Below are 24,008 nucleotides of genomic sequence, written 5' to 3' on the forward strand. Positions count from 1 at the left end.
CTAAATAGTGCACTGAGTGCAGGAATTTCAAGAGGGATGAATTGAGCGGGCTGGCGGGAGAGGGGGCAAGGGAGCGCAAGCGCCGCGAGACGCTGCAGCGCATTACCGACGCCGCCATCCGGCTGTTCGGCGAGCAGAGCTACGAAGCCACCACGCTCGATGCTATCGCGGCGGCTGCCGGCATCTCGCGCCGCACCTTCTTTCACTATTTCAAGTCCAAGGACGACATTCTGCTCTCCATGCAGCAGGGCATGGGTGAGATGCTGGTTGCTGCCCTGGCGCAGCAGCCCTCCACCAAGCCGCCGCTCGAGGCCACCCGCGACGCCCTGCTGAGCCTCTCCGCGCCCTATCCGCCCGAAGAGCTGCTCGCCATCGATCGCCTGATGCGTTCGAGCGAGGCCGTCCAGGCCCGCAAGCAGGCGACCTACGTGCAGGCCGAGCACATGCTCTACGCCGCCCTCGCCGAACGCTGGCCCGCCCCCGAGCCCGAGCTCCGCCTCATCGCGCTCCTCACCATCGGCGCCATGCGCCTCTCCCTCGAAGCCTTCAACCGCGCCAATGGCCAGCGCCCCATCGCCGAGCTGCTGCGCGAATCCTATGCGGCGCTCGAGGCTTTGGCCCGGACCCCGAAATCCTGAGATCCCGCTCTACGTGTTCGGCGCGTCGATGCTGAGCAGCGATCGGACCAGCGCGGACTGGCTGCGCACGCCCGTCTTGTCGAAGATGCGCTGCAACTGCGTGCGCACCGTATTGACGCTGACTGCGAGGATGCCTGCGGCGGCCGCAAGGTCGTGACCGTCGACGATCAGCCGAGCGAGCCTGATCTGGGCCGGGGACAGCCCGTAGACCTCCTGCGCGCCACCGATCCGCCGAGCGAGGGTGGCTGCATCGTCGAACGACACCAGCGTCTTGCCGTCTTCGAGCAGCACCCAGCAATGCAGCGGCGTGCCTTCCTCGTCCTCGCCCAGCGCGACGGCCCAGGCCTGCTTGCGCGCCACGGCCAGCGGCCTCTGGCTCTGCAATTCGTCGAACGCCAGCCGCACCGTATCGCGCAGCACCGCGTCGCGCTCGCGGTGCCGGGCCCGCAGCCGGCCGGCATCCGCCACCAGTCCGGCATGCCCGCCGATCCGCTCCCGCGCCAGCCGGTTCGTCCACAGGATGCGCGCCCCGATATCGACCTCGATCAGCGGGCAGTTCGCCTCCTCGACGCTGCTCTCCATCATCACCAGGCACCCGATCTTCCAGGCCCCTTCGATGCGGTGGAGGATGCGCAGCTGGCGCTTGCGGTCCTCCCCGGTGTCGCTGCCGATCTGGTCGTAGGTCATCCAGGCGACGTTGCCATCGATGACGATGTTGACCTTTTCCCAGCGCACGCGTCCGTCGAAATCCTGCTTCTCCGGGAACCGCTCGACAATCTTTTTCAGCCGGGCGGCAATCGTGTCCCAGCCTTCATCCACTCGCACCCCCAGCGAGGTGAAAGCCTCCATCCGCCGGGTCTGCGGCGATTGCACCCAGTGGCTCGCCAGTGCTTCGAAATCGCGCTGCAGCCACGCCTCGGTCTCGGCGCGGATCACCGCCATGATCGCGGCCTTGTCGGCGTCGCCCATCTCCATCCCGCCGTCTACGGCCTTCCCCGGTCGCACCATAGCACGGCCGATTTCGTCCAGCATCGTACTCAACCAGGAACGAGGGCGACGAGAAACAGCATCGCGCCGGCCGCCAGCACGATAGGTCCCCAAAGCCTCGGGCGCAGCTCCGGGATCTCGAACTGTTCCGCGTAGTAGCGGTCTTCCGCCTTGGCATCCATCGGCGCCGGATGGGGGTCGGGTCCGAAATGCGCGGCGACGAGAGTGTGAATGTCCATGCTGTCCTCCGGGGCTCGCTCTGCAAGCACCGTGACACGGACCGGATCGCCCGCCTGTCATGCGCGCGGACGACAGCGGCACGATAGTCGTCCCGTTTAGACGGCCCAGCCGCCCCCGCCGATCGCCCTAACGCTCTATTCGCCCGTTGTCATAAATGCCCGCCGCCGTCATCGGAGCGTCACAGCCCCTTCACCGCCGCGTCACGCGACTCTCGTAAACCCGCGCCATTCCTCGTGAAGGGCAGGGCCCGATGCGTAAGGTACTGATCGTCACCGATGCCTGGCGGCCCCAGACCAATGGGGTGGTGCGCTGCCTCGAGATGGTCGGCCAGGAACTGCGAAGTCGCGGCCACCACGTGAGCTACCTCGCCCCGGAAGGCTTCTGGACCTTTCCCCTGCCCACCTATCCCGAGATACGGCTGTCGCTGGTCATGCCCATGACCATTGCCGATGCCATCTCGCGCGAGGCTCCCGACCACATCCACATCGCCACCGAAGGGCCGCTCGGACTCCTCGCCCGGCTGGTCTGCCTCGAGCAGGGCCTACGCTTCACCACTTCCTATCACACGCGCTTCCCCGAATATGTCGCCGCGCGCATGCCCATCCCTACTGACTGGACCTATGGTTTCCTGCGCTGGTTCCACGAGCCGGCCGAGGCGACGCTGGTGCCCACCGCCTCGCTGCAGGACGAGCTGTCGGCCCGCCATTTCGGCCATGTCCGGCTGTGGACCCGCGGCGTCGACCACTCCGGTTTCGCCCCCGGCCCGAAAACCGAGTTCACCGATCTGCCCGGCCCGCATCTGCTCTATGTCGGCCGCGTGTCGGTCGAAAAGAACGTCGAAGCCTTCCTCGCCCTCGACGTCCCCGGCACCAAGATCGTCGTCGGCGACGGCCCGGCCCGCGCCGAGCTGAAGGCAAACTATCCGGCCGCAAAATTCCTCGGTCTCCGCACCGGGCCCGAGCTTTCCGCGCTCTATCGCTCCGCCGATGTCTTCGTCTTTCCCAGCCGCACCGACACCTTTGGCAACGTCATGCTCGAGGCCCTCGCCTCCGGCGTCCCCGTCGCCGCCTATCCGGTGACCGGTCCGCGCGACATCCTGACCGATCCCGCGGCCGCCGCCATGGACGCCGATCTCGCCACCGCCGTGCTCCGCGCCCTGACGCTCGACCGCGCCGCCGCCCGCGCCCACGCCATGACCTTCACCTGGTCCCGCTGCGCCGACATCTTCCTCGACACCCTGGTCCCCGTCCGCCACGCCACTGGTAACGTGGTACCGGCCGCCGCGGCCTGATCCACCGGCCTCTCCCTGATCCTCCCCCGCGTGGCGGGGGAGGGGCTTCGAGCCGTGCCGAAGGCAAAATCGCTCCAGTGGAGCGATTTTAGGTGAGAAGGCCTTGAGAGCTATGCTCGAAAGGCCCGAGAAGCTGGTGGAGGGGGCGACCACGCGCGCAGGAGCTAGTGACCCGCCCCAGCGCCCCTGCCACACCCCCAGCGGCATAACGCTACAGCCCTGCCGCCACCGTTGATTATTTCCCCGCGTCATGGGCATGTGCGGTTCGTGCGGTGGGATTCTCCCCACCCCGGGAGCACATCCGGATGTCGTCGACATTGGCCACGCGCGGGCTTTCGCCCGAGCTGCGAGCGGCGCTGTACCATTTCACCGTTTTCGGCGCCACCGGCGTGGCCTCGGTCTATCTCGGCATCTGGCTCGCCAATCGCGGCATCAGCCCCGATGAGATCGGCATCATCAATGCCGCCCCGCCGCTCTTGATGCTGCTGGTCAACCAGCTGATCGGCCGCATCGCCGATCGCGCGCCCGATTGGCGCGGCGTCATCATCGTGCTCTCGCTCATCGCCGGCGTCGCCCCCATCGGCCTGTTCTTCCTCTCGGGCTTCTGGGGCATCCTGCTCGTCTACACCATGTGCATGAGCGCCAGCCTCGCGCTCGTTCCCATCATCGATGCCGCCACCCTGCGCATGACGCAGCGGCGCGGCACCAGCTTCTCCTCGGTGCGCGCCTGGGGCACCGTCGGTTACATGGTGGTGTGCCTCGCCGCCGGTCCGCTGATCGGCTGGCTGGGCGATGCCGCCTTCGTGCCGCTCTTCGTCGCCCTCGCGCTGCTGCGCCTGCTGCTCGCCTTCCAGCTGCCGCGCTTCCGCGACGGCGAGGATCGCTCCGCTGCCGCCCCGAAGCACGGTGCCACTCGCTTCCGCCAGGTACTGAAGCCGTGGTTCGTACTCACCCTGCTCGGCGTCGCGCTGCTCTATTCCACCCACGGCGGCCTCGGCGCCTATGGTGCGCTGCTGTGGACCGGGCAGGGCATCTCGCCCGGCCTCATCGGCGTGCTCATCGCCGTCATGGCCGCCTCCGAGGCCGCCACCATGTTCGTGTGGAACCGGCTGAAGCTGAAGCTATCCGCCCGCCACATCATCATCTTCGCCTGTCTCGTCGGCGTCCTGCGCTGGGTGGCGATGGCCTTCGCGCCGCCGCTCTGGGTGCTGTTCCTGCTGCAGATGCTGCACTCGATCACCTTCGCGGTCGGCTACCTGGGCGGCGTCTATTTCATCGCCAACTGGACCGCCGACGATATCGCCGCCGAGGCGCAGGGCTTCTCCTATGTGCTGCAGCAGGCCGTCACCGTGGCGCTGATTCTTGGCATGGGCTGGTGCGTCGCTGCCTTCGGCCACGGTGCCTGGCTGCTCGCCGCCGGCTTCGCGCTCATCGGCGCGCTCTGCGTCCTGGCGTCGCTGCGCCTCCAGCCCAGGGCCGCCCATCCCGTCCAATCCGACCAGCTCGTCGCCGCCGACCCCGCTCCCTGAGTCCAGCAATGACCGCCGCCGCTGCCGCCGAACCGCGCCTCACGCCCGAGTTCAAGGCCACCGTCTACTATTTCATCCAATACATGTCGGCCGCGGTGGTCACCGTCTATTCCGGTATCTGGTTCGCCGGGCGAGGGCTGACACCGGATCAGATCGGCATCATCAACGCCGCCCCGGTGCTGCTGATCCTGCTGCTCAACGTCGTCGTCGGCCGCATCGCCGATCGCGCGCCCGACTGGAAGCAGGTCATCGTCATCGGCGCCGTCATCGCCGGCATCACGCCCTTCGCGCTCTACCTCGCCCACGATTTCTGGAGCATCCTGCTCGTCTGGACGCTGCTGACGCTGCCCAGCGGCCTCGTCGGCCCGGTCGTCGACGCCGCCACCCTGCGCCTCACGCGCCGCCGCGGCACCCAGTTCGGCCCCATCCGCGCCTGGGGCACGGTCGGCTACATGCTGATGTTGACGCTCACCGGCTTCATCATCGCCTGGCTCGGCGGCGGCATCTTCCTGCCGCTGTTCATCGGCCTGTCGCTGCTGCGCACATTCGCCGCCTTCGGCCTGCCGCGCTTTCGGGCCACCACTGCCGGCGAGCCCGCCGCGCCCGCCGATCACGGCGCCCGCCACCTGCGCGAAGTGATGAAGCCCTTCTTCATCCTGCCGCTGGTCGGCTTCGCCATGGTCTTCGGCACCCACATCATCCTCAACGCCTTCCAGGGCCTGCTGTGGAAGGAGCAGGGCTTTCCCGAGGATATCATCGGCCCGCTGCTCGCCGTCGGCGCGCTCTCCGAGGCCGGCCTGATGTTCGTCTTCGCCCGCTTCGCCCGCCGCTTCTCCGCCCGCACGCTGATCCTCGCCTCCGCCGTGACCGCCGTGTTCCGCTGGACCTGCATGGCCCTGCAGCCCGATCTGATCTGGCTGATCCCGCTCCAGGCCCTCAACGCCATCACCTTCGCGCTCGGCTATCTCGGCTGCATGCACTTCATCGCCAACTGGACCTCCGACCACATCGCCGCCGAGGTCCAGGGCTTCTTCCAGATGCTGCAGCAAGCCATGGTGGTCGTCTGCCTCATCGCCTTCGGCTGGCTCATGGGCCTCATCGGCGCCCAGGCCTACTTCATCGCCGCCGCCTTCGCCGCGCTCGGCGCTGCCCTGATCTGGCTGTCGATCAGAATGCAAAGCCCGAAACAGCCGGGAGAGGCGCGGCTGGGCTAGGGCGGACGAACCTGTCCGTGGGTGTTGGCCCGCCCGCTTTCACTACCACCGTGTCACCCCGGCGCAGGCCGGGGCCCATCCTGAGGTGCGGCCGGGCGTGCAAAGTTGGGCAACTTCCCGCCATGGTGTCGCAACCACCATCTACTTCGTGGCGCATCGGCTGGCGCCCCCACGCCGAGCTCGAGGGCTAGGGTGAGCCCTGCACCAACTCGTCCCCCCAAACCACAAGGCCCCCGCGATCGCTCGCGAGGGCCTTGTTCATTTCATCGCTGGCGGGCTTACCCCAGCCGGCCGCTCGCATGCGCCAGCATCGTGTACACCCGGCCGCGGTCGCTCAGCAGGTACTCGCGGCTCTCGCCTGCCGGGTTGGAGCCGGCAGCGGCGCGCTTCAGCAACTGCTCGAACTCCGCCATGTAAGTGGCTGCCGTGCGGGCGAAATCGGCGTCGCGCTGCAGGCGGCGGCGGACCTCGTCATAGGTGGCCTGGCCGCCCAGCGTGTAGATGCGGCGCGAGAACACGTTCTGCTCGCCGGCCTGGTACCGCTGCCAGGCATCCGCCAGCGGGCCCGGCTCGATCGCATGGGCGATCTCCTCGGTCAGCGTCGACAGGTTCTGCGGCTGTGGGGCGGACGGTGCAGGGGCAGGGGCCGGAGCAGCGGCGGGCGCCGAAGCAGCCGGAGCCGCTTCCTTCGGGCCCGATGCATTGCGCAGCACGTCGCGCAGCCAGCCGCCGCCTTCTTCGCTACGCGCGGCCGGGGCCGGGGTCGGCAATGGCGCAGGCCGTTCCGCCGCGGGCTGCGGGCGCGGTGCGCTCGCAACCGTGCTCACCGGAATGTCGTAGCGCGGCGTGTTGCGGGGCTCGGGCGCACGCGCCGGTTCCGGGCGCGGCTCGGGCCGCGACGGAGCCGGGGCCTCCTCGCGCACGATCGAAGCGCGGGTCGGCGCCGCCGGGCGGCGGTCGTTGAGGTCGTGCGTGGCCGGCTGGGCCCGCACGATGGCGTTGAGCTCGGCCAGGGCCTCGATCTGCTCGGCCACCACGCGGCGCATCGCTGCTGCGCTCGATTTGGTCTCCTCGGGCAGCTCCATCACGCCGCGCGCCAGTTCGGAGCGCGTGTTCTCGAGCTCGGCGCCCACTTCCTTGGCAGTGGCGCGCATGGCGCTCGCCGTCTCGTTGAAGCGCTGCGTCGCGGCTTCGAGGGCCTGCTGCATTTCGAGGATCATCGTCGCCTGCGTCTGGCGCAGGGCATCGGCGGCGCGCTGGCTCTCGTTGGACGCGGTGTCCGTGAACGAGCCGAGTTGGGTCGCCACCCGGCGCGAGGTGCCTTCCAGCGCCTCTTCGAGCAGATTGGTGCTCTTGCCGAGCACGCTCTGCATCTCGGTCGTCGCGGTCGAGAGCGCACCCTGCACCTTCTCGGTCGTGCCGGTCAGCACGTCCTCGAGGCGGCCGGTGGTCTCGGCCAGCGAACCCTGTACCTTTTCGGCCGTGCTCGCCAGCACGCTTTCCAGCTGGCCGGTGGTCTCGGCGAGCGAGCTCTGCACGCGCTCGGCGGTCTCGGTGAGCACGCTCTGCAGCTGCCCGGTGCTCTCCGACAGGGCGGCCTGCACCTGCTCGGCATTGCTCGAGAGCACGCTCTGCAGCTGGCCGGTGGTGTCGCTCATGGCGGCATGGATGGTGCCCGACGCGCTTTCCAGCGTTTCGGCAACACCCGAGGTGGTCGAGGCGAGCAGCTGCTCCATCGACTCGCGCGCCGAAACCAGGCGCTGCTCGGTCTCTTCCACCGTCTCCGAGATCGAGTGGGCGAAGCCGCGCATGCGCATGTCGATCTCGTCGGCGCGCGACACGAAGGCCTGCGCCAGTTCGTCCATCGCCGCGCGGCGCTCGTCGAGATTGGTGAGCGTCGTCGCGCCGGTGGCGCTGAGGTTCTGCGCCGCCGTATCGAGGCTGCGCGCCTCGGCATCGAGATTGCCCAGCATCGAACCGAACTCGCCCACCATGGTGCGGATCGAGGTCTGCAGCGCCGTCACATGCTCGGTCACCATGCGGCCGGCCTCTTCGGTCGAGCCGATCGCCTCGCGCACGGTATTGGAGTAGCTGGCGGTCTGCGCCGAAACGCTGGTCTCGAGGTTGGCGAGGTTCGCCGTCGAGGCGTCGAGCACCTTCTGCAGCAGGATGTTGGAGTCGTTGAGCTTGCCCAGCGCCGCCGTCACGTCGGTGAGGATGCGCGAGGTCGAAATGCTCATCAGGTCTTCGGCCTGCGAGGCATTGGTGATCAGCGCCTGCTGCAGCACGTTGCCGTGGTTGGCGAGGCTCATCTCGAGCTGCGCCGTGCGGTCCGAAACCAGCGCCGAGAAGGCGTCGGTCTGCTCGCTCACCACGCGGTTGATCTCGGCCACCTTGCCGCCGATCGCGTCGGCTGCGGCCACGGCCTTGATCGAGATCAGCTCGTCGATATTGCCCGAGGCGCGCTGGATCTGCTCGAGCGCGTTGCGCACCGCCACATCCATGCGGTCGGCCGTCGCCGTCACGTCCTCGGTGATCGCCGAGGTCGCATCGACGATGCGGCGCGAGATGGTCTCCTCGATCCGGTCGGCACCGGCCTCGAGGTCGGTCATCGACTGCACCAGCGCGGTGTTGATCGCGGTGTTGAGCGAAGCGAGCCGCTCGGCCGTGATGTCGGCGCGCGCCGTGATCGCCTCGGGCAGGGTGCCCAGGCGCTGGTCGACGAGGTCGGTGATCGCCTTGCGAGCGGAGTTGACGCCGGTCTCGATGATGTCGGCGGCGCGGCGTGCGCTGTCGCCCACGGTGGCCGAAGCCGCATCGATCCGGGTGGTGACGCCGGTCTCGGCATCGGCGATCTTGAGGATGGCTGCGTCGAGGCCGCGGTTCAGCCCTTCGCTAATCTCGGAGGTCTTGGTTTCGAACAGCGACGCCACGGCGCCGGCGCGTTCCGACATCACGTCGGACACATTGCGTACGCTGCTGTCGATGCGGTCGCGCGCCGAAGCGGCCTGGCTCTCGATGGTGTTGGCCAGCTCCGTCGTGCGGTCGCCGATCGCGGCAGCCAGCCCGGCGGTGTGCGTGCCCAGCGTACTGGCCAGCTCCTGCGTCCGGGTGTTGAGTGCCTCGGAGAGTTCGGCGGTGCGGGCCGAAACCGTCGTCGCCAGCGCCTGCGTGCGGGTGTCGAGATTGTCGCCGATCTGCTGGGCATGCTGCTGTAGCACCGCATCGATGGTGCGGGTGCGGGTGTCGAGGCTGTCCCCGATCTGCTGGGCATGCTGCTGCAGCGCCAGGTCCAGTGCCTGGGTGCGGGTCGCCACCGACTGGTCGAGCGCATCCGTCCGGCTGAGCGCCGATTGCTCGAACTCGCGGGTGCGGGTCGCAATGGTCTGGTCGAGCTCCTGGGCACGGGCGGCGACGGCCTGGTCGAGTTCCTGCGTGCGGGTGGTGACCGACTGGTCCAGCTCCTGCGTGCGGGTCGCCACCGCGTCCGCGAATTCCTTGGTGCGGTCGGTGAGGATGCGGTCGAACTGGTCGACCCGGTTGCCCAGCGCCACGTCGACGGCCTGCGCATGGGTGATGATGTTGGTGTCCATCTGCCGGGCGTGGCCCGCAATGGTCGCGTCGAACGCCTTCACATGCTCGGTCAGCGCCGCGCTCAGCTCGCCGTGGCGGCCGCGCAGCGTCTCGTCGATCAGCTGCGCGCGGCTGTCGAACGAAGCGTTCAGCTCGTCGTGGCGGCTGCGCAGCGTGTCGTTGAGCAGCTCGGTGCGGCCGTCGAAGGCATCGGCGATGATCTGGGTGTGGCCCTCGAGCGCCGATGCGATTTCCTGGCTGCGGCTGGCGATCGCCTCGGTGATCTGCTTGGTGCGCTGGCCCAGCGTCTCGGTCATCTCACGGGTGCGCTGCGTCACCACCTCGTTGAACTGCTCGCTCTTTTCGTCGAGCGCCATCTCGAGCACGTTGGCCCGGGCGGCGAAGCTGGCATTGTTCTTGTCGAGCGCCGCGATCAGCCGCTCGCCCTTGTCGCCGATCACGCCGTCGAGCGAGGCGAGGCGCCCGTCGATGGCACTGGCGATTTCGTCGAGGCGGCTGTCGAACTGCGCGAGGTTCTGCGAACCGGCGCCGGTCAGGGTCACGCGGGCCCGTTCGGTGGTGTCGTCGAGGGCGCCGGAAAGCTCGATCATCGCCGATTGCAGCCGGCTCTCCATCGAGTTGACCTGGATCTGCACCTGCTCGTCGAGCTGATGCGAAAGACCCGAAAGCAGCTGCTCGGCCTCGCGGGCGCGGCCGGTGATGTCCGACGCGATGCGGGTACCGATCATGTCGAGCGCGCTCGACACTTCATGGCCACGGTCACGCAGCTGGTCGAGCAGCGTGATGCCGCCCTGGCTCAGGAGCTTCGCCAGCGACGAGGTGCGGTTGTCGATCGCGTCCGACAGCGTCACGGCGCGGCTGTCCAGCGCCTCGGTCAGCGAGGACAGGCGCGTGTCGATGACGTTGCTGAGCTCCTGCGTGCGGTTCTCGAACGCGCCCGAGATCGTGCCGGCACGGTCCTCGAGCGTGATGTTGAGGCGCGAGGCGGAATCGTCGAGCGCCACCAGCAGGTGGCTGGTGCGCTGGTCGATCAGCGACACGAAGCTCTCGGTCCGCTCGCCGAACGCGCCGTTCAGCGAGTTGCCGGCGGTTTCGAGCGCCTTGGTCAGGTTGCCGCCCGATTCCACGATCGTGCCGGCAATGCGCTGCGAAATCATGTCGAGGTCGAACACCAGGCCCGTGTGGCTCTCGGTGATCGCTTCGCGCACGCGCTCGGTATTGGTGATGACCGCTTCACGCTGGCTGGCCAGTTCCTGGATCAGCGCGCGCATGCGGGATTCATTGTCCGAATAGGTGCGTTCGAGCGCGGTGACCTCGTTGTGGATCATCACCTCGAGCTCGCCGGCGCGCGACAGCGCGCGCTCCAGCCCATCGCCGAGCGCGTTCACTTCGCGGCGCACGGCCTGGCCGACCGAGGCGACCTTCTCGGACGCCGTGGTCTCGGGTTCGGCAAGCCGGATCGCCGCCTGCGTCACCGCCGTCGCCGCGTTGCGCAGGTCCTGCGCGCGCCGGACGAGGGTGGCGATGGCAAAAATGCCCAGCACCGGCACCACGGCCAGCGCCACAAGGCCGATGAAGTCGTTCGAGCCCCAGAACCGCGGATCGCCCAGCTCGCCGCCGTTGCGGATCAGCGCCACGAGGATGATCGCCACCACCCAGCCGGCGGCGATGAGCCCTGCGACCATGGTCGGCGTGTTCGAGGAACGCGACTGCAGGCCGTAGAGAATCTTGGACGAGGGGAAGCGGTCGTCATTGGCCACCGAGCCGGTCTGCGCCGCGAACTTGTCGGCCGCACGCTGGCGCTCGGAACGCGCCGAGTTGTCGCGCGGCATCGGCCGCGGCGCGGGCTTCTCGGCCACGGCGGGGGCCTCTTCGGCCTCCGGCTTGTCCAGATTGGCGAACACCGAATCCTTCAGCGCGTCCTCGACGGCCGAAAATGCCAGGGTCGCGGGGTCGTTCTGGGGGGCTGAGCTCTTCTTTGCCATACTCTTTACAACTCTCGCATCGGCACTCGGGCGGCACTAGAGCTGGCATTGGACAGGACCCGGGTTCCGGTATGCCGTCCAAATTGGGTAAAATGCGATTCAAAATGCCGCAATTGACCCGTCGCCCCCGCGCCGCCGCACGCTAGGTAGGCTCAAACTTACATACAATTTGAGCCAAACCGAATGCATTCTTAACGGAAGGTTAATTTCCCGTGGGAATGCGGCCCGTTAAAGGCGTGGCTAAACTTGTATCCATTCGCTTGGCCTCGCCTTCATCCCCCCTCGCTACCGTTCTCGAAAGCGCCCGCTGCAGGGCGCGTCGTAGCGGGAAGGTCGGGCAATGGCACGTAGCAATGTGGTCAAAGCGGGGCGCGGTGCGTCGAGCGCGGTGGACAAGCCGAGCCCGATCGACATGGACCATCTCGACCACCAGACCATGGGCGATCCCGGCCTGCGCGAGGAGGTGCTGCGCCTCTACGCCAACATGTCCGGCGTCTATCTCTCCCGCATCGAATCCAGCGTCGACACCGAAAAGCTGATCGAGCACCTGCACACCCTCAAGAGCGCCGCCTCCGGCATCGGCGCCACCGTGGTGCGCGATCGCGCCAGGGAGGCCGAGGACATGCTGCGGGCCGGCCAGCCGATCGATCCGGCGCTCCTGCTCGCCATCGCCAGCGCCGTCGCCGAGTGCCAGGACTTCATCCGCGACCTGGTCGGAGCCGAATAGCCGCACCGCCGGCGACGCGGCTTGCGCGGGGCAGGGGCCGCGCCTATACCCGGCAGGTTATCTCCATGAAGACCTGACATGCCCCGCATCACCTATATCGAACCCGACGGCACACGGCGCGAAACCGAGGGCGAGGTCGGCTCGACCGTGATGGAAACCGCCATCATGAACGGCGTTGTCGGCATCATCGCCGAGTGCGGCGGTGCCTGCACATGCGCCACCTGCCACGTCTATGTCGACGACGCCTGGACCGAGACCGTCGGCGGCCCCTCCATGATGGAGGAAGACATGCTCGATTTCGCCTTTGAGCCCAAGCCGAACTCGCGCCTGTCCTGCCAGATCAAGGTCAAGGACGAGCTCGACGGCCTGGTCGTCCACGTCCCGTCACGCCAGGGGTGATTGAAATGGACCAGATAATGGTCCATATTTCTGGTCTAGAATGTTGGACCAGGTTGCCATGAACGTCCCCATCACCGAAGCCAAGGCACAACTCACCGATCTCGTCCGCCGCGCCGAGCGGGGCGAAACCATCGTCCTGACCCGCCACGGCAAACCAGCCGTCAAGATGGTGCCAGTGGAGGAGCCAGCTCCCCGCAAGCTGGATCGGGCGCTGATCGACGAGCTTACGCGGCAGGCGCTGGCCAAGATGAAGCCCGGCGACTGGGACGACATGTATGACGAGGCAGGTCTGCCCAAGTGATCGTCGTCGACACTTCGGCGTTGGTCGCCATCATCAAGCATGAGCCGGCGCGCGATGCGTGTATCAATGCGCTCGACGAGAACCGCACCTGCATGTCGGCGGGAACGCTCGTCGAGTGCTTCGTCACCTCAGAGTGGAAAGGGGTCGGCGGCGAGATGCGCCGGCTCATCGAGCTGCTGGCGCCGCAGATCGTTCCCGTCACCGCGGAAACGGCATACGACGCCCAACTGGCTTACCGGCAGTGGGGCAAGGGCTTGCATCCCGCCGCACTCAACTTCGGCGACTGCTTCTCATACGTCACGGCAAAGCAGGAGCGGCTACCGCTTCTCTTCACCGGCAACGATTTCTCCCAGACCGACATCGCCAGCGTCATCTAGCACTCCGCCGCCCCCATCATTCCACGCCGCAGCAACGCCGTGGATTCTTTTCCCGGCCTGCGCTATTCCGCCCCAACTGAATTCCAATCCATCCCGCCGCCGGGAAACATTAAAGCTATTGAATTTCAATAGCTTGCTCCGTTGCTTGGAAGTGAGTATGTATCGCGCCATCCGAAAAGGCCGCCAATGGGTGAACTGACAACATTTCCTGTCAGCTACAAAGTCGAGGGTCAGCGCATCGTCATCGTCGGCGGTGGAGAAGAAGCCCTCAACAAGGCCCGACTGGTTGTTAAGACGACTGCATCGGTCGTCATTGTCTCAAATCACCTCGAAGCCGACTTCGCCGATCTGCCGGTGACCGTTCTCGCGCGCCCCTTCGAAGCCGCCGATCTCGTTGATGCGGCATTGGTTTTCGTCGCCGACCACGGCCCCGATGGCGAAGCCGCCAAGCTCGCGGCCCGCGCCGCCCGCATCCCGCTGAACGTCGTCGACCAGCCCGACGAGTGCGATTTCTACACCCCGGCGATCATCGACCGTGCCCCCGTCACCATCGCCGTCGCCTCCGAAGGCGATGCGCCGGTGCTGGCCCGGCTGATCCGCGCCCGCATCGAAGCGGGGCTGTCGCCCAATCTCGGCACGCTCGCCCGCCTCGCCGGCGCCATGCGCGAGAAGGTCGCCGCGCTCCTCCCCGGCGCCCGTGCCCGCCGCTACTACGAAGAGCTGGTGACCTCGCCCGAAGTCGAAGCCGCCATGCTGCGCGGCAAGGGCGCCGAAAAGGCCGAAACCCTGCTGGCCGAGCATGCGGCCGAGGGCGAGAGCCCCGGCGTCGTCTGGCTGATCGGCGCCGGCCCCGGTTCCGAGGACTTGCTCACTTTGCGCGCCCAGCGCCTGCTGCAGCAGGCCGATGTGATCGTTCACGATCACCTCGTCCCCGCCGCCGCCGTCGAGATGGGCCGCCGCGATGCCGAGCGCATCCTCGTCGGCAAGCGCAAGGGCCATCACTCCTTCACCCAGGCCGAGATCAACGGCCTCATCGTTCGCCTCGCCAAGCAGGGCAAGCGCGTCGCCCGTCTCAAGGGCGGCGACCCGATGATCTTCGGCCGCGCCGGCGAGGAGATCGAGGCGCTCAAGGCCGAGGGCATCGCCTATCACATCGTGCCCGGCGTCACCGCCGCGCTCGCCGCCGCCGCCGACACCGCGACCCCGGTGACGCTACGCAAGGTCTCGACCGGCTTTGTCATCGCCACCGCGCATGGTGCCGAGTCCGAGGAACTGCATCACTGGGCCTCGCTGGCCTCGGCCGGGCTGACGCTGGCGCTCTACATGGGCAAGTCCGTCGCCGCCGAAACCGCCGCCCGCCTCATCGCCGAAGGCGCCGCCGCGACGATTCCCGTCGGCGTCGTCGTCAGGGCAGGGCGCAAGGACCGGATGCTCTATCGCGGCACGCTCGGCACGCTGGCCGGCGGCCAGGTCGCGCTCGAGGATGGCCCGGCAATCATTTTCGTGGGCGAGGCAATCGCGCACGGCGACTGGAGCGACGCAATCGCGTTCGCCCAAACCGAATTCAAGGTGGCATGACGAATGGATATCCTCACCGGCAATGAGCTGATGAGCGGCGCCGCGGTCTATCTGAGCGCCGACGGCAAATGGGTCGAAGAACTGCAGCAGGCGCGCCTGTTCGGCAAGGACGAGCTCGAGGCCCGCGAAGCCGCGCTCGCCGCCACCAGGAAGACCGGGCGCATTGTTTCCCTTGAGGTCGAAACCGTGAAGCTCGTGGACGGGGTCATCCACCCCGACCGCATCCGCGAGCGCATCCGCGCCGAGGGCCCGACCGCCCCGCGCTTCGACCGCCAGCATCTCGACGAGGACGGCCATGTATCGATATGACGAGTTCGACGCCGCGTTCGTGAAGGAACGCACGGCGCAGTTTTCCGACCAGGTGGCCCGTCGCCTGACCGGCGAGCTCAACGAGGACCAGTTCCGCCCGCTGCGGCTGATGAACGGCCTCTATCTGCAACTGCACGCCTACATGCTGCGCATCGCCGTGCCCTACGGCACCATGAACAGCAACCAGATGCGCATGCTGGCCCATATCGCGCGCACCTATGATCGCGGCTATGGCCACTTCACCACGCGCCAGAACATCCAGTTCAACTGGCCCAAGCTGCGCGATATCCCCAAGATCCTCGAGGATCTCGCCTCGGTCGAGATGCACGCCATCCAGACCTCGGGCAACTGCATCCGCAACATCACCACCGACCAGTTCGCCGGTGCCGCGTCGGACGAGATCATCGATCCGCGTCCGGTCGCCGAGATCCTGCGCCAGTGGTCGAGCCTGCACCCCGAGTTCAGCTACCTCCCGCGCAAGTTCAAGATCGCCATGTCGGGCGCCACGCACGACCGCGCCGCCATCCGCTTCCACGATATCGGCCTCCAGGCAACGACCAGTGCCGAGGGCGAGATCGGCTGGGAAGTCTGGGTCGGTGGCGGCCTCGGCCGCACCCCGATGATCGCCAAGCAGATCAGCGAGTTCGTGCCGCACGAGCATCTGCTCGCCTATCTCGAGAGCATCCTGCGTGTCTACAACCGCTACGGGCGCCGCGACAACAAGTTCAAGGCGCGCATAAAGATCCTCGTCCACGAGGAAGGCATCGAGTCGATCCGTTCGCAGGTGGAGGAGGAATTCTCCCACGTGAAGGGCGGCGTCCTGCACCTGCCGCAGGACGAGCTTGACCGCATCACGAAGTACTTCGCCGAGCCCGACTACGAGCTGGTCAACGAGACCAGCGTCGACATCCCGCGCGAAAAGATCCTCAACCCGCCTTATGCCCGCTGGCTCGAGCGTAACCTCAACGGCCATCGCCAGCCCGGCTATGCCTCGGTCACCATCTCGCTGAAGCCGGTCGGCGGCGCCCCCGGCGACGCCACCGACAAGCAGATGGACGTGATCGCCGACCTTGCCGAGCGCTACTCGCACAACGAGTTGCGCGTCAGCCACGAGCAGAACATCGTCCTGCCGCACGTCAAGGTCACCGACCTGCCGGCGGTCTTCGGCATCCTCGTCGAGCACGGCCTCGCCGAAGGCAATGCCGGCCAGATCACCGACATCATCTGCTGCCCCGGCCTCGATTTCTGCGCGCTGGCCAACGCCCGCTCCATCCCGCTGGCGCAGGAACTGACGCGGAAATTCCAGAGCCCCGAGCGGCAGGCCGAGATCGGCGACCTCAAGATCAAGATCTCGGGCTGCATCAATGCCTGCGGCCACCACCATGTCGGCCACATCGGCATCCTGGGCGTCGAGAAGAAGGGCACCGAGCTCTACCAGATCACCGTCGGCGGCGATGCCACCGAGCAGGCGGCGATCGGCGACATCCTCGGTCACGGCTTCGTCGTCGAGGAAGTGCCCGATGCCATCGAGCGCCTGGTCGACACCTACATCGCCCGCCGCGAAAGCCCCAGCGAACCCTTCATCGCCGCCTTCCGCCGCCTCGGCAAGCAGCCCTTCAAGGAGGCGCTGTACGGCAATGTTTGAAGTCGGCCTGCAAGCTCGTCCTACCCACCGGGTCATCCCCGCGAAAGCGGGGATCTCCGTTTGCGATGGTGCCTTCCAGAACAGAGGTTCCCGCTTTCGCGGGAATGACCCTGTGGACGTCGGCGTGGCGAAGGGCAGAATCTCCGAGGTTCAGAATGCTTGATCTCGCCCCAACCCGCACCCACAAACCCGACAAGCTGCGCCAGCTCGGCATCATGTCGCTCAACGGCATGTTCGACGAGATGGATGGCGTCGGCGTGCTGCGCCAGGCCGTCGAGGACCTGCTCCCCGGCGATCTCGCCATCGTCTCCTCCTTCGGTGCCGATAGCGCCGTGCTGCTGCACATGGTCTCCGAGGTCGACAGGAACCTGCCGGTCTATTTCCTCGAGACCGGCAAGCACTTCCCCGAGACGCTCGACTACGTCGAGACGCTGAAGCGCCGGCTCGGCCTCACCAACGTCATCGCGCTTCATCCCGACAGCAAGGACATCGCCCGCTTCGATCCCAAGGGCGACCTTTGGGAGACCGACCCGGATTCCTGCTGCCATATCCGCAAGACCGAGCCGCTCGATGCCACAGTCTCCGGCTTTGGCGGCTGGGTCACCGGCCGCAAGCGCTACCAGACCGCCGAGCGCGGCGTGCTGCCGCATTTCGAGCTGACCAGCGATGACCGCATCAAGGTCAATCCGCTGGCCTATTTCTCCGATGCCGATATCACGACCTACAAGCTCAAGTATGAGTTGCCCGAGCATCCGCTCTATGCCAAGGGCTACAAGTCGATCGGCTGCGCCCCCTGCACGAGCGTGGTGGCCGAGGGCGAAGATCCGCGCGCCGGCCGCTGGCGCGGGCTCAACAAGAAAGAGTGCGGCATCCATTTCGATTTCAACGGAGCCATCGCCAAACCCATGGCCGCTCAGGACCTGAACCTGTGGAAAGACGGCAAGTTCATCGAGGACCCGTTCCGGGCCTGGGCCGAGGGCGATGACCCGGCTTCGGTGCGCTACACCCACATCCCGCTGCCCGTCTTCCTCGAGAACCGCGAGGCCGTGCTCGCCAACCCCCATCCGGTTGGCCTGCTGGTCTCTCCCGGCGACCGCGTCGAGGATGTTGCTGCCGATCTTGGGCGCTTCGCCTCCATCGCCATCAACTTCCCGGCCTTCACCGATGGCCGCGGCTACTCGTCGGCGCGCCTCTTGGCCGAGCGCTACAATTACCAGGGCGAACTCCGCGCCGTCGGCGACGTGCTGCACGACCAGGTCTCGCACATGTATCGCTGCGGCATCACTGCCTTGGTGGTGAAGCACGAGCCGACCCGGAAGGCGCTGGCCGAGGGCAAGCTCGCCACCGTCGAGAGGTTCTACCAGCCGGTCGGCAAGACCGAGGTGCCGGTCGGCACCCGTCCCTTCCTCCGCCGCCGCGCGGTGGAGATCGCCTAGCAGCAACTAACCCGCGAGCCCGCCAGCACGGGCTCGCTTTCGCCCGCGCCTAGCGTGACAGGCGGCGCGTAACTTGAGACCCGGAGGGCCGTCATGCCCTCCTGCACGCGAGAATTGAATGTCGAACGAAATCGTCACTGACGTGGTCATCATCGGCGCCGGCCCCGTAGGCCTGTTTGCCGTCTTCGAGCTCGGGCTGCTCGACGTCAAATGCCACCTCATCGATATCCTCGATCGCCCCGGCGGCCAGTGCGCCGAGCTCTATCCGGAAAAGCCGATCTACGACATCCCGGCCTTCCCGATGATCACCGGGCAGGGGCTCACCGACAACCTGATGCAGCAGATTGCACCCTTCGGGCCGCAGTTTCACTTCAACCGCATGGTGACCAGGCTCGAAAAGCTCGAGGACGGCTCGTTCCGCCTCGAGACCGATGCCGACGAGACCTTCCTCTGCAAGGTCGTCGTCATCGCTGCCGGCGGCGGCTCGTTCCAGCCCAAGCGCCCGCCGGTCGAAGGCATCGAAGCCTACGAGAACAAGTCGGTCTTCTATGCCGTGCGCAAGATGGACGATTTCCGCGACCAGGACGTGGTCATCGTCGGCGGCGGTGACAGCGCCCTCGACTGGACCCTCAACCTCCAGCCCATCGTACGCTCGCTGACCCTCGTCCACCGCCGCGACGCCTTCAAGGCCGCCCCGGCCTCGGTGAACAAGATGAAGGAGCTGGTCATGGAGGGGAAGATCAACTTCCTCATGGGCCAGATCGGCAAGCTCGAGGGCAAGGACGGCCAGATCGACCACGTCCACATCGCCATGGATTCCGGCGACACCCCGCTCCCGGCGACGCGCCTGCTCCCCTTCTTCGGCCTCACCATGAAGCTCGGGCCCGTCGCCGACTGGGGCCTCGAGCTCAACGACAACCTGATCACTGTCGATACCGAGAAGTTCGAAAGCTCCGTCCCCGGCGTCTTCGCCATCGGCGACATCAACCACTACCCGGGCAAGCTCAAGCTCATCCTCTCGGGCTTCCACGAAGGCGCCCTGATGGCCCAGGCCGCCAAGGCCATCGTCTCCCCCGGCGAGCGCGTCGTGTTCCAGTACACGACCAGCAGCACCAAACTGCAGAAGAAACTGGGCGTAGCCTAACGCTCGCACCGACCCCTCGGTGATCCTCCCCCGCGCAGCGGGGGAGGGGGACCAGCGAAGCTGGTGGAGGGGGCGACCACATCCACCGGCGCAAACCAAACCGAGATTCCCGCTTTCGCGGGAATGACCCTGTGCTAATAGGGCAACTCTTCCAACGGACGCATTTCCGCCGATGAAAATCCACGTCACCGATCAGTCCGGCGTCGAACACGAGCTCGAAGGGCTCGATGGCTGGCGCACCATGGAAGTGATCCGCGACTGGGGACTCAACATCAAGGCCGAGTGCGGCGGCGCCTGTTCCTGCGCCACCTGCCACGTCTATGTCGAGGATGGCTGGTTCGAAAGACTCCCGCCGCCCAGCGACGACGAGGAAGACCTGCTCTATTCGACCCTCGACAAGAAGCCCAACAGCCGCCTCAGCTGCCAGATCCTGCTGTCGGACGAACTGGACGGCCTGAAGGTCACGCTAGCCCAGAGCGCCGCCAAGGACTGAGCCGCCTCTCCTGATGCTCCCCCGCGAGGGGCTCCGTTCAGGTTGGACTGCTCTCGGGCGATGCCATCTTGCTCGGAGTCATTCCCGCGAAAGCGGGAACCTCTGTTTCGGTGCCTGCCGTTAAACGGAGATCCCCGCTTTCGCGGGGATGACCCGGTGGGCCGGCGCTCGAAGCGAACCTTTCCCCTCAAGGGGAACCACCCCCCGGGCCTATTCCACCGTCCCCGCAACCTCGAACGTCGTCGCGTCCGGCGTCAGCAGGCTGCCATAGACCCAGCCTTCGCGGCCGTCCTCGTCGGTCACCTTGACCCAGCCGCGGACATTGTCGGAAACACTCACCCAGCTGCCGTTACGCAGCGTGAACGCCGCCGGAAAACTCTTCCTGGGGCCGGTGCGCACATTGGCGCCGGTCGCCGACACCTGGTGCGAATAGGTCGGGGTTGCTTCCACCTGCACGCTCGCGACGGCGGTGGTCGCGGCGGGCGGCAGCACCGGCACCGCGGGCATGGCCGGCTTCACCGGCACGGATTTGGCGATGTCGAGTGCCGCGGCGCCGGCAACCGGCATGCGCGCGACATAGCTGGGCTTGAGCGGCTTGCTCGCCACGGGTGCCTCGACCGCCGCGGCCGAGACCATGCCCGCCGTCATCGACAGGCTTGAGGCGGTGAACAGGCCGGCTGCCGTCAGCACGCCGGCAAATACTGCTAGGCCTTTGAAGGGAATGGCCATCTTCCGCTCCTCATAGTTCGTAGAGCGCCGCCTCCAGCCGGTAACGGACTGGCCCTCCTGTGGCCGGACACGGAGGCACCTCGCGTCCCTTTCATAATGTAGTGTTGCCGCCCCCGGTTCCACCAGATCGGGCCGATCACATAGCGGAGAGTTAACGCCCCGTTGTCCGTGATCGGCCCGGACCGGTCAGGCGGCCGCTTCGAGCTCCTGGGCCTCGCGGCCGGCCTTGAGCGTGCGCGTGTACCAGGCGAGCTCGTCCAGCATGGTCGTCACCGTCGGCGCCAGGTAGTCGTAGTCGGCAAAATCCTTGCCGCCCCGCAGCATGCCGAGCAGCGGCTCCATGTTGATGTGGACGGCGAAGCGCGTCGGCACCGTCGAGAGCTCGACCACCAGCGCCCGCAGGTGCTCCACCGCCCGCGATCCGCCCACCGCGCCGTAGCCCACGAACGCCGCCGGCTTCCGCTCCATCTCGTTGAAGATGTAGGTGAGCGCGTTGCTGAGCACGCCCGGCACGGTGTGGTTGTACTCCGCCGTGACGAAGATATAGCCGTCGAACTCGCCGATCTTGCGCACGAAGCGCAACTGCGCCTCGTTGGTGAGGGGCACGTAGCGCGGCGAGCCCACGGCGTCGAAGAAGGGCAGGGGATGGTCCCGCAGGTCGACGATCTCGTAGTCCGCGTCGCCGCGGGCCTTCGCGATTTCGAGGACCCACTGCGCCGGCCGGTCCGCGAACCGGGTTTCGCGCGTGGTGGAAAGGATGATGCCGATCTTGGGCTTGGTCATGTTCTGCTGCCTATGACGAAAGATTGAGATATGGCCACCGACGGAGACCTAGTCACCGTTAGTAACTGACGCTAAGTATGTGCCCATGGGAGAACGCCGCAAGACGGCACCAATTTTACACGGAGTCACCCATGGACGACTTGGTCACCCACACGGAACCGGCCCCCGCGGTCGATGCGGTCGGCACGGCCTTCGACAGCCACGTCGGCCCCGACGGCGTCAGCCACGAGGCCTGCCAGCGCGCCATGCTGCCGGTGCATGAGGTGCTGGCCCAGATCAGCGGCAAGTGGACCATCCTCGTCGTGCGCTACCTCTCCGCCGGCCCCCGGCGCTTCAGCCAGATCAAGCGGCAGATCGAGGGGGTGTCGCAGAAGATGCTGACCGCCACCCTGCGCGACCTCGAAAAGGACGGCTTCGTCACCCGCACGGTGACGCCCACCATCCCCCCGCGCGTCGACTACGAGCTGACCGAGATGGGCAAGGAGTTGCAGGAGCCGCTGCGCATCATCGGCAACTGGGCCCACGCCAACCGCCACCGCGTCGAAGAAGCCCGCGAGCGCTTCGCCGAACGCGAAGCCGAAGCCAAACGCCTCTCCTGGTAACCACCGGCCTCTCCACGATCCTCCCCCGCGTGGCGGGGGAGGGGGACCAGCGAAGCTGGTAGATGGGAGTATTGAGGTTGGACCGTTGCATGGAAGGTTGGTTCTCGCGCGGAGTCATTCCCGCGAAAGCGGGAAGCTCTGTTTTCGGTGCGCGCGGCAAACGGAGGTCCCCGCTTTCGCGGGGATGACCCGGTGGCAATTGCGCCCGAAGTGAACACTCCCCCTTGATGGGGGAGGCAAGCGCAGCTTGAGAGCGTCAACGAACTAGCGCAGCTCGGTGGGCTGGAGCCCCACACTCCGTTCACCCCCCCAGATTGTCCCCCCGCACCCGCCATGCTACTCCCCCGCACCGGAGCCAGATGCGCGGGGAGGGCGCTATGTCATCCATCACCGAGGGCAACGCGCGCCAATACGGCACAAGCGAAAAGCTCGCCGCCCGCGCCCGCCTGCATCAGGCCTATTCGCACGACGACAATCCCTGGTTCCCCTGGGTCGCCAGCACCATGGCGCTCGAGCCGGGCCAGCGCGTCCTCGATATCGGCTGCGGCCCCGGCTGGTTCTGGGTCGGCGCCGGCGCTGCCGTGCCCGCCGGCCTCCACCTCACGCTGGCCGATCTCTCCCCCGGTATGGTCGAGGAAGCCACCAACCGCTGCAGCGGCCTGAACTTTGCCTCCATCGACAGCGTCGTCACCGATGCCGTCGCGCTGCCCTTCCCGGACGCCAGCTTCGACCGCGTCATCGCCATGCACATGCTCTACCACGTACGCGATCAGGAAGCGGCCATCGCCGAGATGCACCGCGTGCTGAAGCCCGGCGGCATCCTCGGCGCCACCACCAACGACCGCGACAATCTCTCGGCGCTGATGCAGCTCACCACCGTGTTCGGCACCGATGGCACCGAGCCCGCCGGCGCCGCCTTCGGCTTTACCCGCGCCGAACAGCTGCTCGCCACCCGCTTCGGCAATGTCGAACGCCACGTGAACCCCGGCCGTCTCCGCATCACCGAGGCCGAGGACGTGTTCATGGCCCTCACCTCCTATCCCCCCGGCGACGGCGCCCCCGCCGATCAACTCGCCGCCTTCCGCCAGCGCATCGCCGACGCCTTCGCCAAGGGCCAGGGCGTCCTCGAGGCCGAAAAACGCATGGGTCTCTTCCGCGCCCGCAAGGCCTGACGGGCAGGCCGCGGCCTTACCTATCCCCGGTGTCATCCCGCGAAGGGAGGGGGGACCGGCAAGCCGGTGGGTAGGGCGGCCACAAGCACCGGCCTCTCCATCATCCTCCCCCGCGTGGCGGGGGAGGGGGACCAGCGAAGCTGGTGGAGGGGGCGACCAAACCCTCGGACCTAGGCCGTCTTCCGCTCAGCCACGTCTTCCTCCACCTCCCGCGCCGGCGCAAACCGCCCGATCCACTCCGCGAACCGTTCCACCCAGATCGTCAGATTCGTCCGGATCCGTTCCTCGGTAAAATTCCCGTCCTCGTCGATCGCCCCCGGCCGAGACTGGAAATACACCTCGGGCGTCCCCATCAGCGCCGCGCCGGTCATCGGCAGGATCGAGCGCAGATGCGACTGTGCCGCCGCCGTTCCGCTGACCCCTCCGGTCGCCCCGGCGATCGCAGCGGGCTTGCCCGCCCACACGCTGTCGCCGAACGGCCGCGACGGCCAGTCGATGGCGTTCTTCAAGATCCCGGGGATCGACCGGTTATATTCCGGCGTCACGAACAGCACGCCATCCGCCTCGCCGATCTCGCGCTTCAGCCGCAGCACTTCGGCCGGCGGATTCTCCCACAGCGTCTCGTCATAGAAGGGCAGGTTGTCGATCCGCACGTAGCGGAATTCGAGCTTCCCGGCCGCGAGCTTCTCCAGCGCCTTGGCCAGCTTCAGGTTGGACGAGCTCGCCCGCGGCGATCCCACCAGAACAGCAACCCGGAACATTTCCGTATCCTCGGTAACAAAATGTGACTGGGTGCTGATATGTTCCTACGCCACGCTCTGTGCAAGACGGCACA

22 protein-coding genes are annotated in these 24,008 nt (G+C 67.0%); 16 read left to right on the forward strand and 6 right to left on the reverse strand.

What is annotated here, in order from left to right; all coding sequences use genetic code 11:
- Positions 1–41 precede the first annotated feature (41 nt).
- Positions 42–638 (forward strand): TetR/AcrR family transcriptional regulator, encoded by a 597-nt coding sequence (locus AC3A6I_RS07315; protein ID WP_487543020.1) that lies wholly within the window; start codon positions 42–44, stop codon positions 636–638.
- Between the two features lie 9 nt (positions 639–647).
- Here AC3A6I_RS07315 and AC3A6I_RS07320 read toward each other — a convergent pair whose 3' ends face one another.
- Both AC3A6I_RS07320 and AC3A6I_RS07325 read right to left on the reverse strand, forming a co-directional pair.
- A complete protein-coding gene (locus AC3A6I_RS07320) occupies positions 648–1,646 on the reverse strand; it encodes a LuxR family transcriptional regulator (protein WP_487544999.1) in 999 nt (332 codons plus the stop codon).
- A 29-nt stretch (positions 1,647–1,675) separates the two neighbouring features.
- Positions 1,676–1,864, reverse strand: a complete 189-nt coding sequence (locus AC3A6I_RS07325) for a hypothetical protein (RefSeq protein WP_487543022.1) — start codon at positions 1,862–1,864, stop codon at positions 1,676–1,678.
- A 251-nt stretch (positions 1,865–2,115) separates the two neighbouring features.
- Between AC3A6I_RS07325 and AC3A6I_RS07330 the strand changes: the two genes are divergently transcribed.
- The 3 genes from AC3A6I_RS07330 to AC3A6I_RS07340 all read left to right on the forward strand — a co-directional run bounded on the left by AC3A6I_RS07330 (position 2,116) and on the right by AC3A6I_RS07340 (position 5,899).
- Positions 2,116–3,156 carry a glycosyltransferase family 4 protein gene (locus tag AC3A6I_RS07330; protein ID WP_487543024.1) on the forward strand — a complete coding sequence of 347 codons (1,041 nt, stop codon included), beginning with the start codon at positions 2,116–2,118 and terminating at the stop codon, positions 3,154–3,156.
- 305 nt (positions 3,157–3,461) lie between these two features.
- Positions 3,462–4,685, forward strand: coding sequence for an MFS transporter (locus AC3A6I_RS07335; RefSeq protein WP_487543026.1), 1,224 nt, complete (start codon positions 3,462–3,464; stop codon positions 4,683–4,685).
- An 8-nt stretch (positions 4,686–4,693) separates the two neighbouring features.
- A complete protein-coding gene (locus AC3A6I_RS07340) occupies positions 4,694–5,899 on the forward strand; it encodes an MFS transporter (protein WP_487543028.1) in 1,206 nt (401 codons plus the stop codon).
- 278 nt (positions 5,900–6,177) lie between these two features.
- Here the strand turns inward: AC3A6I_RS07340 and AC3A6I_RS07345 are convergent, their stop codons facing one another.
- Entirely contained in the window at positions 6,178–11,478 is a 5,301-nt protein-coding gene (locus tag AC3A6I_RS07345) for an apolipoprotein A-IV repeat region-like domain-containing protein (protein ID WP_487543029.1), read from the reverse strand.
- Positions 11,479–11,818: 340 nt separating this feature from the next.
- On the opposite strand from AC3A6I_RS07345, the gene AC3A6I_RS07350 reads away from it, so the two are divergent.
- The 10 genes from AC3A6I_RS07350 to AC3A6I_RS07395 all read left to right on the forward strand — a co-directional run bounded on the left by AC3A6I_RS07350 (position 11,819) and on the right by AC3A6I_RS07395 (position 19,887).
- Positions 11,819–12,205 carry an Hpt domain-containing protein gene (locus tag AC3A6I_RS07350; RefSeq protein ID WP_487543030.1) on the forward strand — a complete coding sequence of 129 codons (387 nt, stop codon included), beginning with the start codon at positions 11,819–11,821 and terminating at the stop codon, positions 12,203–12,205.
- A 78-nt stretch (positions 12,206–12,283) separates the two neighbouring features.
- Complete coding sequence (locus tag AC3A6I_RS07355) at positions 12,284–12,604, forward strand: 2Fe-2S iron-sulfur cluster-binding protein (RefSeq protein WP_487543031.1); 321 nt, start codon at positions 12,284–12,286, stop codon at positions 12,602–12,604.
- Between the two features lie 58 nt (positions 12,605–12,662).
- Positions 12,663–12,905, forward strand: a complete 243-nt coding sequence (locus AC3A6I_RS07360) for a type II toxin-antitoxin system Phd/YefM family antitoxin (protein WP_487543032.1) — start codon at positions 12,663–12,665, stop codon at positions 12,903–12,905.
- Positions 12,902–13,282: a type II toxin-antitoxin system VapC family toxin gene (locus tag AC3A6I_RS07365; protein ID WP_487543033.1), complete on the forward strand. Its 381-nt coding sequence runs from the start codon at positions 12,902–12,904 to the stop codon at positions 13,280–13,282. Before AC3A6I_RS07360 ends, AC3A6I_RS07365 begins: the two co-directional genes overlap by 4 nt.
- Positions 13,283–13,468: 186 nt before the next feature.
- Complete coding sequence (cysG, locus tag AC3A6I_RS07370; RefSeq protein WP_487543034.1) at positions 13,469–14,860, forward strand: siroheme synthase CysG; 1,392 nt, start codon at positions 13,469–13,471, stop codon at positions 14,858–14,860.
- Between the two features lie 3 nt (positions 14,861–14,863).
- A complete protein-coding gene (locus AC3A6I_RS07375) occupies positions 14,864–15,169 on the forward strand; it encodes a DUF2849 domain-containing protein (RefSeq protein ID WP_487543035.1) in 306 nt (101 codons plus the stop codon).
- Positions 15,156–16,814 (forward strand): nitrite/sulfite reductase, encoded by a 1,659-nt coding sequence (locus AC3A6I_RS07380; protein ID WP_487543036.1) that lies wholly within the window; start codon positions 15,156–15,158, stop codon positions 16,812–16,814. The genes AC3A6I_RS07375 and AC3A6I_RS07380 overlap by 14 nt, the downstream gene beginning before the upstream one ends.
- 155 nt (positions 16,815–16,969) lie before the next feature.
- Positions 16,970–18,250 carry a phosphoadenylyl-sulfate reductase gene (locus tag AC3A6I_RS07385; RefSeq protein ID WP_487543037.1) on the forward strand — a complete coding sequence of 427 codons (1,281 nt, stop codon included), beginning with the start codon at positions 16,970–16,972 and terminating at the stop codon, positions 18,248–18,250.
- A gap of 118 nt (positions 18,251–18,368) precedes the next feature.
- Complete coding sequence (locus AC3A6I_RS07390; RefSeq protein ID WP_487543038.1) at positions 18,369–19,394, forward strand: NAD(P)/FAD-dependent oxidoreductase; 1,026 nt, start codon at positions 18,369–18,371, stop codon at positions 19,392–19,394.
- A gap of 172 nt (positions 19,395–19,566) precedes the next feature.
- Entirely contained in the window at positions 19,567–19,887 is a 321-nt protein-coding gene (locus tag AC3A6I_RS07395) for a 2Fe-2S iron-sulfur cluster-binding protein (RefSeq protein ID WP_487543039.1), read from the forward strand.
- 210 nt (positions 19,888–20,097) lie between these two features.
- Here the strand turns inward: AC3A6I_RS07395 and AC3A6I_RS07400 are convergent, their stop codons facing one another.
- A complete protein-coding gene (locus AC3A6I_RS07400; RefSeq protein ID WP_487543040.1) occupies positions 20,098–20,616 on the reverse strand; it encodes an SH3 domain-containing protein in 519 nt (172 codons plus the stop codon).
- A gap of 186 nt (positions 20,617–20,802) precedes the next feature.
- Positions 20,803–21,399, reverse strand: coding sequence for an NADPH-dependent FMN reductase (locus tag AC3A6I_RS07405; RefSeq protein ID WP_487543041.1), 597 nt, complete (start codon positions 21,397–21,399; stop codon positions 20,803–20,805).
- Between the two features lie 131 nt (positions 21,400–21,530).
- Here AC3A6I_RS07405 and AC3A6I_RS07410 point away from each other — a divergent pair, with 131 nt between their 5' ends.
- Positions 21,531–22,001 carry a winged helix-turn-helix transcriptional regulator gene (locus AC3A6I_RS07410; RefSeq protein WP_487543042.1) on the forward strand — a complete coding sequence of 157 codons (471 nt, stop codon included), beginning with the start codon at positions 21,531–21,533 and terminating at the stop codon, positions 21,999–22,001.
- A 377-nt stretch (positions 22,002–22,378) separates the two neighbouring features.
- Positions 22,379–23,173 carry a class I SAM-dependent methyltransferase gene (locus tag AC3A6I_RS07415; protein WP_487543043.1) on the forward strand — a complete coding sequence of 265 codons (795 nt, stop codon included), beginning with the start codon at positions 22,379–22,381 and terminating at the stop codon, positions 23,171–23,173.
- 170 nt (positions 23,174–23,343) lie between these two features.
- Here AC3A6I_RS07415 and AC3A6I_RS07420 read toward each other — a convergent pair whose 3' ends face one another.
- Complete coding sequence (locus AC3A6I_RS07420; protein WP_487543044.1) at positions 23,344–23,934, reverse strand: NADPH-dependent FMN reductase; 591 nt, start codon at positions 23,932–23,934, stop codon at positions 23,344–23,346.
- Positions 23,935–24,008: the final 74 nt, after the last annotated feature.

It is taken from the genome of Devosia sp. Soil_C_22 (genome assembly GCF_057657195.1).

Bases quoted from the DNA above. Each gene is read 5' to 3' on its own strand.
- AC3A6I_RS07320 (WP_487544999.1), bottom strand. From the start codon at position 1,646: ATGGTGCGACCGGGGAAGGCCGTAGACGGCGGGATGGAGATGGGCGAC.
- AC3A6I_RS07325 (WP_487543022.1), bottom strand. From the start codon at position 1,864: ATGGACATTCACACTCTCGTCGCCGCGCATTTCGGACCCGACCCCCAT.
- AC3A6I_RS07330 (WP_487543024.1), top strand. From the start codon at position 2,116: ATGCGTAAGGTACTGATCGTCACCGATGCCTGGCGGCCCCAGACCAAT.
- AC3A6I_RS07335 (WP_487543026.1), top strand. From the start codon at position 3,462: ATGTCGTCGACATTGGCCACGCGCGGGCTTTCGCCCGAGCTGCGAGCG.
- AC3A6I_RS07340 (WP_487543028.1), top strand. From the start codon at position 4,694: ATGACCGCCGCCGCTGCCGCCGAACCGCGCCTCACGCCCGAGTTCAAG.
- AC3A6I_RS07345 (WP_487543029.1), bottom strand. From the start codon at position 11,478: ATGGCAAAGAAGAGCTCAGCCCCCCAGAACGACCCCGCGACCCTGGCA.
- AC3A6I_RS07350 (WP_487543030.1), top strand. From the start codon at position 11,819: ATGGCACGTAGCAATGTGGTCAAAGCGGGGCGCGGTGCGTCGAGCGCG.
- AC3A6I_RS07355 (WP_487543031.1), top strand. From the start codon at position 12,284: ATGCCCCGCATCACCTATATCGAACCCGACGGCACACGGCGCGAAACC.
- AC3A6I_RS07360 (WP_487543032.1), top strand. From the start codon at position 12,663: ATGAACGTCCCCATCACCGAAGCCAAGGCACAACTCACCGATCTCGTC.
- cysG (WP_487543034.1), top strand. From the start codon at position 13,469: ATGGGTGAACTGACAACATTTCCTGTCAGCTACAAAGTCGAGGGTCAG.
- AC3A6I_RS07375 (WP_487543035.1), top strand. From the start codon at position 14,864: ATGGATATCCTCACCGGCAATGAGCTGATGAGCGGCGCCGCGGTCTAT.
- AC3A6I_RS07380 (WP_487543036.1), top strand. From the start codon at position 15,156: ATGTATCGATATGACGAGTTCGACGCCGCGTTCGTGAAGGAACGCACG.
- AC3A6I_RS07385 (WP_487543037.1), top strand. From the start codon at position 16,970: ATGCTTGATCTCGCCCCAACCCGCACCCACAAACCCGACAAGCTGCGC.
- AC3A6I_RS07390 (WP_487543038.1), top strand. From the start codon at position 18,369: ATGTCGAACGAAATCGTCACTGACGTGGTCATCATCGGCGCCGGCCCC.
- AC3A6I_RS07395 (WP_487543039.1), top strand. From the start codon at position 19,567: ATGAAAATCCACGTCACCGATCAGTCCGGCGTCGAACACGAGCTCGAA.
- AC3A6I_RS07400 (WP_487543040.1), bottom strand. From the start codon at position 20,616: ATGGCCATTCCCTTCAAAGGCCTAGCAGTATTTGCCGGCGTGCTGACG.
- AC3A6I_RS07405 (WP_487543041.1), bottom strand. From the start codon at position 21,399: ATGACCAAGCCCAAGATCGGCATCATCCTTTCCACCACGCGCGAAACC.
- AC3A6I_RS07410 (WP_487543042.1), top strand. From the start codon at position 21,531: ATGGACGACTTGGTCACCCACACGGAACCGGCCCCCGCGGTCGATGCG.
- AC3A6I_RS07415 (WP_487543043.1), top strand. From the start codon at position 22,379: ATGTCATCCATCACCGAGGGCAACGCGCGCCAATACGGCACAAGCGAA.
- AC3A6I_RS07420 (WP_487543044.1), bottom strand. From the start codon at position 23,934: ATGTTCCGGGTTGCTGTTCTGGTGGGATCGCCGCGGGCGAGCTCGTCC.